Source organism: Shigella sp. FJ200513, from assembly GCF_040495915.1.
In the GTDB taxonomy this organism is placed as follows: domain Bacteria; phylum Pseudomonadota; class Gammaproteobacteria; order Enterobacterales; family Enterobacteriaceae; genus ECMA0423.
Genome location: NZ_JBDYCV010000123.1, coordinates 1 through 9,919, shown reverse-complemented (window position 1 = coordinate 9,919; position 9,919 = coordinate 1). Strand labels below are relative to the sequence as shown.

General features: G+C 51.8%; 7 protein-coding genes and 3 pseudogenes. 4 read left to right on the top strand and 6 right to left on the bottom strand.

Translation table 11 applies throughout. The features are described 5' to 3' along the window. Positions 1-74: 74 nt before the first annotated feature. From ABZJ92_RS22530 to pheP, 4 genes and pseudogenes are all read left to right on the top strand, one after another. Positions 75-182: pseudogene (locus tag ABZJ92_RS22530) on the top strand (umuD domain protein); the annotation flags it as partial. A 91-nt stretch (positions 183-273) separates the two neighbouring features. Next, positions 274-792, top strand: a pseudogene (cusB, locus tag ABZJ92_RS18595) (Cu(+)/Ag(+) efflux RND transporter periplasmic adaptor subunit CusB); the annotation flags it as partial. Positions 793-803: 11 nt separating this feature from the next. Then, a complete protein-coding gene (gene cusA / locus ABZJ92_RS18590; protein WP_353765455.1) occupies positions 804-3,947 on the top strand; it encodes a Cu(+)/Ag(+) efflux RND transporter permease subunit CusA in 3,144 nt (1,047 codons plus the stop codon). A 100-nt stretch (positions 3,948-4,047) separates the two neighbouring features. Continuing rightward, positions 4,048-5,424: a phenylalanine transporter gene (pheP, locus tag ABZJ92_RS18585; RefSeq protein ID WP_000786330.1), complete on the top strand. Its 1,377-nt coding sequence runs from the start codon at positions 4,048-4,050 to the stop codon at positions 5,422-5,424. Between the two features lie 67 nt (positions 5,425-5,491). Here the strand turns inward: pheP and ybdG are convergent, their stop codons facing one another. The 6 genes and pseudogenes from ybdG to ABZJ92_RS18555 form a co-directional block, all read right to left on the bottom strand. Further along, positions 5,492-6,739 carry a mechanosensitive ion channel YbdG gene (gene ybdG, locus ABZJ92_RS18580; protein WP_001153148.1) on the bottom strand — a complete coding sequence of 416 codons (1,248 nt, stop codon included), beginning with the start codon at positions 6,737-6,739 and terminating at the stop codon, positions 5,492-5,494. Positions 6,740-6,846: 107 nt separating this feature from the next. Further along, positions 6,847-7,500 (bottom strand): oxygen-insensitive NAD(P)H nitroreductase, encoded by a 654-nt coding sequence (gene nfsB, locus ABZJ92_RS18575; RefSeq protein WP_000351490.1) that lies wholly within the window; start codon positions 7,498-7,500, stop codon positions 6,847-6,849. A gap of 93 nt (positions 7,501-7,593) precedes the next feature. After that, positions 7,594-7,962 (bottom strand): MmcQ/YjbR family DNA-binding protein, encoded by a 369-nt coding sequence (locus tag ABZJ92_RS18570; RefSeq protein WP_000360957.1) that lies wholly within the window; start codon positions 7,960-7,962, stop codon positions 7,594-7,596. A gap of 64 nt (positions 7,963-8,026) precedes the next feature. Beyond that, positions 8,027-8,275: a DUF1158 domain-containing protein gene (locus tag ABZJ92_RS18565; RefSeq protein ID WP_000682518.1), complete on the bottom strand. Its 249-nt coding sequence runs from the start codon at positions 8,273-8,275 to the stop codon at positions 8,027-8,029. Positions 8,276-8,340: 65 nt separating this feature from the next. Then, positions 8,341-9,459 carry a YbdK family carboxylate-amine ligase gene (locus tag ABZJ92_RS18560; RefSeq protein WP_001130650.1) on the bottom strand — a complete coding sequence of 373 codons (1,119 nt, stop codon included), beginning with the start codon at positions 9,457-9,459 and terminating at the stop codon, positions 8,341-8,343. 215 nt (positions 9,460-9,674) lie between these two features. Beyond that, positions 9,675-9,892, bottom strand: a pseudogene (locus tag ABZJ92_RS18555) (hypothetical protein). Positions 9,893-9,919 lie beyond the last annotated feature (27 nt).

The window sequence follows — 9,919 nt, the reverse complement described above, 5'->3', positions numbered from 1 at the left end:
CAAGTCTAAAAACTAGTATTAAGACTATCACTTAAATAAGTGATACTGGTTGTCTGGAGATTCAGGGGGCCAGTCTACCTGCGCATGAAGACGGAACTAGTCCAGATGTGATATTTGTGGTGATCACATACATCATCAACGATGCTCGTTATGGTGAGTTTGATGACTACCCGCTGAAGTGAAAATAGTGTTGTGTACCAAATTGCGTACCAAACTAAAATCACAAATCATGAAACCCTTGTTCATGGCGGTTCTCAGGGGGATTGCGCGTAATCGCGAATTCAGGGTATGGACCCGGTGTGGGTCACTGCTGCGATCCCGGAGTCCATCGCCTGGCTGGTGAAAGATGCCTCGCAGTTTACCCTCACCGTTCCGGCGCGACCGGATAAAACACTCACCATCCGCAAATGGACGCTGCTACCTGGCGTGGATGCCGCGACCCGCACGCTGCAGCTGCGTCTGGAAGTCGACAACGCCGACGAGGCGCTAAAACCGGGCATGAACGCCTGGTTGCAACTCAACACCGCCAGCGAACCGATGCTGCTCATTCCGTCACAGGCGCTGATTGATACCGGCAACGAACAGCGGGTGATTACCGTTGATGCCGACGGGCGCTTTGTACCGAAACGCGTTGCTGTTTTCCAGGCATCGCAAGGCGTCACCGCATTACGCTCTGGTCTGGCGGAAGGTGAAAAGGTGGTTTCCGGCGGCCTGTTCCTGATTGATTCCGAAGCCAATATTTCTGGCGCACTGGAGCGGATGCGCTCTGAAAGTGCTACCCATGCGCATTGAGGGAATAACCAATGATTGAATGGATTATTCGTCGCTCGGTGGCGAACCGTTTTTTGGTGCTGATGGGCGCGTTGTTTCTGAGCATCTGGGGCACCTGGACCATCATTAATACGCCAGTGGATGCGTTGCCGGATCTCTCCGATGTGCAGGTGATTATTAAAACCAGCTATCCCGGCCAGGCACCGCAAATCGTTGAAAATCAGGTGACTTATCCGCTAACCACCACCATGTTGTCGGTGCCTGGCGCGAAGACTGTGCGTGGTTTCTCGCAGTTTGGCGACTCTTATGTGTATGTCATTTTCGAAGATGGCACCGATCCGTACTGGGCGCGTTCGCGGGTGCTGGAGTACCTCAACCAGGTACAGGGTAAGCTGCCTGCGGGAGTCAGCGCCGAGCTGGGACCAGATGCCACGGGTGTTGGCTGGATCTATGAATATGCACTGGTGGATCGCAGCGGTAAGCACGATCTTGCCGATTTACGCTCATTGCAGGACTGGTTTCTCAAATATGAGCTGAAAACCATTCCTGACGTTGCGGAAGTGGCGTCGGTAGGCGGTGTGGTGAAAGAGTATCAGGTGGTTATCGATCCTCAGCGCCTGGCGCAGTATGGCATCAGTCTCGCCGAAGTAAAAAGCGCGCTGGATGCTTCAAACCAGGAAGCGGGCGGTTCGTCAATCGAACTGGCGGAAGCAGAATATATGGTGCGCGCCAGCGGCTATCTACAAACGCTCGACGACTTTAATCACATCGTTTTAAAAGCCAGTGAAAATGGCGTGCTCGTTTATCTGCGCGATGTTGCGAAGGTCCAGATTGGCCCGAAGATGCGCCGGGGCATTGCCGAACTAAACGGCGAAGGCGAAGTGGCGGGCGGGGTGGTGATCCTGCGATCCGGCAAAAACGCCCGAGAAGTGATCGCCGCCGTGAAGGACAAACTGGAAACGCTGAAAAGTAGTCTGCCGGAAGGCGTGGAGATAGTTACAACATACGACCGCAGCCAGCTCATTGACCGGGCCATCGACAACCTCAGCGGCAAGTTGCTGGAAGAGTTTATTGTGGTGGCGGTAGTCTGCGCGCCGTTTCTCTGGCATGTGCGCTCGGCGCTGGTGGCGATTATTTCGTTGCCGCTGGGGTTGTGTATTGCTTTTATTGTCATGCCCTTCCAGGGGCTGAATGCCAATATTATGTCGCTGGGTGGCATTGCGATTGCCGTCGGGGCGATGGTCGATGCCGCTATCGTCATGATCGAGAATGCGCATAAACAGCTGGAAGAGTGGCAGCACCAGCATCCTGACGCCACGCTGGATAATAAAACGCGCTGGCAGGTGATCACCGATGCGTCTGTTGAAGTGGGGCCGGCGCTGTTTATCAGTCTGCTGATTATCACGTTGTCGTTTATCCCGATCTTCACCCTGGAAGGGCAGGAAGGGCGTCTGTTTGGCCCGTTGGCGTTCACCAAAACGTATGCGATGGCGGGTGCGGCGCTGCTGGCGATCGTAGTGATCCCTATCCTGATGGGTTACTGGATCCGTGGCAAAATTCCGCCGGAAAGCAGTAATCCGCTCAATCGCTTTTTGATTCGTGTTTATCATCCGCTGTTGCTGAAAGTACTGCACTGGCCGAAAACCACGCTGCTGGTGGCGGCGCTTTCGGTGCTGACGGTTCTCTGGCCGCTCAATAAAGTTGGCGGGGAATTTTTACCGCAGATCAATGAAGGCGACTTGTTGTATATGCCATCGACGCTGCCGGGGATTTCCGCAGCAGAGGCGGCGAGTATGCTGCAAAAAACCGACAAGCTAATTATGAGCGTACCTGAAGTGGCGCGGGTATTTGGCAAAACCGGGAAAGCGGAAACCGCCACCGATTCTGCTCCGCTGGAGATGGTAGAAACGACCATCCAGCTTAAGCCACAGGATCAGTGGCGGCCAGGCATGACAATGGACAAAATCATTGAGGAACTGGATAACACCGTGCGTCTGCCGGGGCTGGCGAATCTGTGGGTGCCGCCAATTCGTAACCGTATCGATATGCTCTCAACCGGCATTAAAAGCCCCATCGGCATTAAAGTTTCCGGCACTGTGCTGGCGGATATCGACGCGATGGCTGAGCAAATTGAAGAAGTGGCGCGAACGGTGCCAGGCGTAGCTTCTGCGCTTGCTGAGCGGCTGGAAGGTGGGCGCTATATCAACGTTGAGATTAACCGTGAAAAAGCCGCACGTTACGGTATGACGGTGGCGGATGTGCAGTTGTTTGTGACTTCTGCGGTGGGCGGGGCGATGGTTGGCGAAACGGTGGAAGGGATTGCCCGTTATCCAATTAATCTGCGTTATCCGCAAAGCTGGCGCGATAGTCCGCAGGCACTGCGCCAGTTGCCGATCCTGACGCCGATGAAGCAGCAAATCACCCTGGCAGACGTGGCCGACGTTAAAGTCTCTACCGGACCGTCGATGCTGAAAACCGAGAATGCGCGCCCGACGAGCTGGATTTATATCGATGCCCGCGATCGTGACATGGTGTCGGTGGTTCACGATTTGCAAAAAGCGATAGCTGAAAAAGTGCAGTTAAAACCGGGCACCAGCGTGGCATTCTCCGGGCAGTTCGAGCTACTGGAGCGCGCCAACCATAAGCTGAAACTCATGGTGCCGATGACACTGATGATCATCTTCGTGCTGTTGTATCTGGCATTCCGTCGGGTGGGCGAAGCGTTGCTGATTATCAGCAGCGTACCGTTTGCGCTGGTGGGCGGCATCTGGTTACTGTGGTGGATGGGCTTTCATCTTTCTGTGGCGACGGGTACCGGCTTTATTGCCCTTGCCGGGGTCGCCGCCGAATTTGGCGTGGTGATGCTGATGTATTTACGTCACGCCATAGAGGCCGAGCCGTCGTTGAATAATCCACAAACATTCAGCGAGCAGAAGCTGGATGAGGCGTTGTATCACGGCGCGGTCCTGCGCGTGCGCCCGAAAGCGATGACGGTGGCGGTGATTATCGCCGGTCTGCTGCCGATTCTGTGGGGAACGGGGGCTGGTTCAGAGGTGATGAGCCGGATTGCCGCACCGATGATTGGCGGCATGATCACCGCACCTTTGCTGTCGCTGTTTATTATCCCGGCGGCGTATAAGCTGATGTGGCTGCACCGACATCGGGTACGGAATTAAAGCAGGATACCTCGTTTAACCGTGTGGATTGTGTCTTGCGACGATGGGCACTAAATGTTAAAAGGTGCCCCTCAACAAAAAAGACACACAGGGGAAAGGCGTGAAAAACGCGTCAACCGTATCGGAAGATACTGCGTCGAATCAAGAGCCGACGCTTCATCGCGGATTACATAACCGTCATATTCAACTGATTGCGCTGGGTGGCGCAATTGGTACTGGTCTGTTTCTTGGCATTGGCCCGGCGATTCAGATGGCGGGTCCGGCTGTATTGCTGGGCTACGGCGTCGCCGGGATCATCGCTTTCCTGATTATGCGCCAGCTTGGCGAGATGGTGGTCGAAGAGCCGGTATCCGGTTCATTTGCCCACTTTGCCTATAAATACTGGGGACCGTTTGCGGGCTTCCTCTCTGGCTGGAACTACTGGGTAATGTTCGTGCTGGTGGGAATGGCAGAGCTGACCGCTGCGGGCATCTATATGCAGTACTGGTTCCCGGATGTTCCAACGTGGATTTGGGCTGCCGCCTTCTTTATTATCATCAACGCCGTTAACCTGGTGAACGTGCGCTTATATGGCGAAACCGAGTTCTGGTTTGCGCTGATTAAAGTGCTGGCGATCATCGGTATGATCGGCTTTGGCCTGTGGCTGCTGTTTTCTGGTTACGGCGGCGAGAAAGCCAGTATCGACAACCTCTGGCGCTACGGTGGTTTCTTCGCCACCGGCTGGAATGGGCTGATTTTGTCGCTGGCGGTAATTATGTTCTCCTTCGGCGGTCTGGAGCTGATTGGGATTACAGCCGCTGAAGCGCGCGATCCGGAAAAAAGCATTCCAAAAGCGGTAAATCAGGTGGTGTATCGCATCCTGCTGTTTTATATCGGTTCACTGGTGGTTTTACTGGCACTCTATCCGTGGGTGGAAGTGAAATCCAACAGTAGCCCGTTTGTGATGATTTTCCATAATCTCGACAGCAATGTGGTAGCTTCTGCGCTGAACTTCGTCATTCTAGTGGCATCGCTGTCGGTGTATAACAGCGGGGTTTACTCTAACAGCCGCATGCTGTTTGGCCTTTCTGTGCAGGGTAATGCGCCGAAGTTTTTGACTCGCGTCAGCCGTCGCGGTGTGCCGATTAACTCGCTGATGCTTTCCGGAGCGATCACTTCGCTGGTGGTGTTAATCAACTATCTGCTGCCGCAAAAAGCGTTTGGTCTGCTGATGGCGCTGGTGGTAGCAACGTTGCTGTTGAACTGGATTATGATCTGCCTGGCGCATCTGCGTTTTCGCGCGGCGATGCGACGTCAGGGGCGTGAAACACAGTTTAAGGCGCTGCTCTATCCGTTCGGCAACTATCTTTGCATCGCCTTCCTCGGCATGATTTTGCTGCTGATGTGCACGATGGATGATATGCGCTTGTCAGCGATCCTGCTGCCGGTGTGGATTGTATTCCTGTTTGTGGCATTTAAAACGCTGCGTCGGAAATAAGGCATTCACGCTACATCCGACAAAACGATGTCCGCTCTCATCCATTCGATGAGAGCGGTTTTTTTAATTACTGCTTAAATGCACCCGCCAGAGAGCGAATATCATTGCCGGTTGGCGACTGATGAAGTCGCAGACCAAACTCTTCGACAATCGCAAATATGTGATCGAATATATCAGCCTGAATGCTTTCATATTCCAGCCACACCACGGTGTTAGTAAACGCGTAGATCTCGAGCGGTAAACCGTTATCACCTGGAGCCAGTTGGCGTACCATTAAGGTCATATCTTTACGAATCCGCGGATGGTTACGCAGATATTCGTTCAGATAGGCACGAAAGGTTCCAATATTGGTCATTCGGCGCAGGTTTAATACCGACTCCGTAGAACCTTGCTGGCGATTCCACTCATTAATTTCCTGATGGCGGCTGGTTAAATAAGGCTTTAACAAATGCGCTTTATTCAGACGTTGCATTTCGTCTTCATCAAGAAAACGAATACTGGTGACATCAATACTGATACTGCGCTTAATACGTCGCCCGCCAGATGCTGACATCCCGCTCCAGTTTTTAAAGGAGTCAGAAACCAGAGACCAGGTGGGAATAGTGGTAATGGTATTGTCCCAGTTACGCACTTTGACGGTGGTTAACCCAATATCGATCACCGCGCCATCCGCGCCGTATTTCGGCATTTCCAGCCAGTCGCCCAGTTTCAGCATATCGTTCGCGGAAAGCTGAATACCTGCCACCAGACCAAGAATCGGATCTTTAAATACCAACATCAGCACGGCAGCCATTGCACCAAGACCGCTGATTAGAATCGCTGGCGACTGACCAATCAGCAGCGAGATCATCAAAATGCCGACCAGGATTGCGCCGATCAGTTTAATCCCCTGAAATATCCCTTTCAGCGGTAACTGAGATGCCGCCGGGAATTTCTGCGCCAGATTCAAAATAACATCCAGCAACGAGAAGACTGAAAGCAGCGCATACATCATGATCCACAACTGCGCGCAGGTAGTCAGAATATCTGCCGCTTCGGTGCCTTTTTGCAGCCAGAATACCGCCTGAATATTGACGATAATCCCCTGCAGGGTAAAAGCTAAACGGTGGAAGAGTTTATTCTGGGTAATGATTTGCAACCAAAGCCGTGAACTGGCGATGGCACGTTTTTCGAAGGTCCGCAGTACCACCCAATGCAAAATAATATGCACCACGACGGCGGTCAGAAAAATAATACCGAAAATCATCACCATCGAGGTGGTGTGATCGATCTCAATACCCGCTAAATCTTCAACCTGGGATATTAAATCCTGCATAACGTCTCCTTTATACAACAGCAGCCTATGATGACGGCTGAAACAGGGTTATGCAAATCAGGAGAATCTGAGGGGAAATAGCCGGGCAGATGCCCGGCAAGAGAGAATTACACTTCGGTTAAGGTGGTGTTTTGCGGCAGACGAGATTTCGGCAGCGTAGCGTTAAAATCTTCAACGCTGTGATGACCTACCGGAACAACCACCAGACTGGTGTAGCCTTTCTCTTTCAGACCAAATTCTGCATCGAGGATTGCGGCGTCAAAACCTTCGATGGGCACCGCGTCCAGACCCAGCGCCGCCACGCCGAGCAGGAAGTTACCGACGTTGAGATAAACCTGTTTTGCCATCCACTCTGCATCATCATGCAGATCTTTACGGTGCATATAGGCGAAGAACTTGCGACCTTTATCGTTCGCGGCTTTCGCTTCCGGCGTGGCAAAGCGGCCATCGGCATCTTCCTGGTCAACAACCAGCTTCAGCCAGGCATCGTCCATCGCGGTTTTTGCACAGAACACCACGACGTGCGAGGCATCAAGTATTTTACGTTTGTTGAACACATAATTACCGGCAGCGGATTTGGCAACACGCGCTTTACCTTCTTCCGTGCTGGCAACAATAAAATGCCACGGCTGGGAGTTGGTGCTGGATGGGCTGTATTGCAGTAGCGTTTTGATCTGCTCGGCCTGTTCCGGGGTAAGTTTTTTGCTGGCATCAAATGCCTTAGTGGAATGACGCTTTAAGGCGACAGAAATGATATCCATAAAGACTCCATGTGTAAGTAATTTTGCGTGCCAGCAGATTACAAGGTTCAACGAGAAATGGTAAGCGAGAAAAATGCGCTATAGATTCCCGCTTTAGCCTGGACGCACTCTTTTTTGATCGCGTTTAGCCAGACCATCAACCACCAGATTCCACGAATCGTTGATCAGATCGCGAAGTAACGCTTCGGAGATTTCCTCGCCGGAATACACCGAAATCCAGTGCTTTTTATTCATGTGATACCCTGGCTTAATGCTTGGGTATATTTGCTGATTTAACAGGGATTTTTGTGGATCGGACTTCAGATTGATAAAGGGGACGCCGCGTAGCTCCGACGACAGCATAAAAATCTTGCCGCCAATTTTAAAAACATCGAACTCCGGGCCAAAAGGCCAGCAAAGCTCGACAAAGGGTAACTCAAGAGCTAGGCGTTTCGCCGTTTCGTGCAGTGATTGCTTATCCATAAACGTTCCTTTAGGCGAAGGAGAATAAGCAAAGTATGCCGCGAAGTTCGGCGATAATCGACGTTTAATCCGCCAGCGAGAACCAGCGTCGCCAGATAAAGCGCAGAACAAAATACTCAATAGCGCCCAGCACTAAAAACCACAGACAAAACAATAAAGTGTAAAGCTGGCTAAGATCCATCAGATGGAACATGGTCACCAGTTTTTGTGCCAGCGTCAGCCCCAGTGCGGGGGCGGGCAGCAGCAGGCAAGAGAGGAAAGCCATCAGCAAAATGCCTGCTGCGGTGGTCAAGGTTTCTAAAGGGTGTTTCATAACATTGTTAAATGTAAGTTAAAACACCATTGTCAGGGATATTCTTCTGTAAGGCAATTCCCGGCTTAGTCACCGGCCCAGATCTCACAATGCTTTTTCACCAGCCCAATCAGCGAGCCGCCATCGGCGACGAAATCGCGCATCAGCTGCGCTTCATTCAGACCGCTGACGACCTGGCGATGCAGTGCTTCAATTGCGCTCGATGCGCCAATTTTATGTGCTGAAGGGGCGATTTTTTCCAGCAATCGCAAGGTATCTTCCGTTAGCGGTCGACGATCGCCAGTGTGCGGATCGGTAATGACGCCTTCCAGACCATAGCGACAGGCCTGGAAACGGTTGAATTTATACAGCAGGTAATCTTTCTCCTGATGTTTGAACGGGCGTTCCGTCAGTAACCAGTGGGCGGTGGCCTGAATTAATCCCGCCATATTTACCGCGTGGCTAAGGGTTAACGGGGTATCCATCACCCGAACCTCCACCGTGCCAAAATGAGGACTGGGGCGAATATCCCAGTGCAGATCTTTAATGCTGTCGATCATCGTGGTGTAACTCAGACAGCGAAACAGGGCTTCAAATTGTTGCCAGTTACTGACCCACGGCATCGGGCCATTATCAGGAAAGGCGGAAAAAATATTCGGTCGTGAGGGGGCAAAACGCGTATCCGTTCCCTGCATATATGGCGACGCGGCGGAAAGGGCAATAAAGTGCGGCACAAACCGTGACAAGCCGTGCAGCAAATAAATGGCGTCATCGCCACTGGCACAGCCAACATGGACATGCTGACCAAAAACGGTCGCCTGCTGGATGAGATAGCCAAAGTTTTCCAGCGTTCGTTGATAGCGTTCGTTGTCGCATACCTCCTGACGCTGCCATTTCTGAAACGGGGGCGTGCCACCGCCGCAAATTTCCAGATGATGGTCTGCGGCTGCCTGCAATACGACTTTCTGCATCGCTGAAAACTGCCCGGCAGCCTGGTTGATATCACGGCAAACATCCGTCGCCAGCTCCAGCATACTTTCGGTGATATCGTGCTTTACCTCTCCGGCCGTGATCTTATTTTTAACCGCGTCAATCAGCATTGAAGAGTCCTGGCTTAAGTCATAGCCCGGCGGATTAACCACCTGCATTTCCAGTTCAATACCGAGGGTAAAAGGTTCAGAAACATGAAAATCGGGTAATGGCATAGGTTTCTCTTAAGTTGACGTTTTCTATTCAGTATAGAAGTCGGAGCGGCTGGGCGAGATGCGGAAGTTCTGGAATGTTTCTTTTTTTTGGTGATGGTGAACTGATGGTGCCTGAAGCACTTTGGCTACTTTTTCAATGTGGCAAGTTATGGCAGAGCTGGCTGGTGGCGAAGAATTTTGACGATTGAGGCATGCAGAAAAAAACGGGTTCAGCTTCAGTTGATCAAATGGGGAGTGAGAAGTCCGAAACAGGATTTGCTGTATAAATAAACAGCTATTTTGTTGAGGAAGGGTAAGATAACTGCGGGTGCCTGAAGCTTTCCGATTTCAGGTTTACTCTGAGGTCTGGAAAGATGAAGCCCCAGGAGATATTTCTATCAACCCTGTACTGCACCCATTTTGTTGGACGATGAAATGGAATAGCCCCTAATATGTCAAAGCCAAAATACCCTTTTGAAAA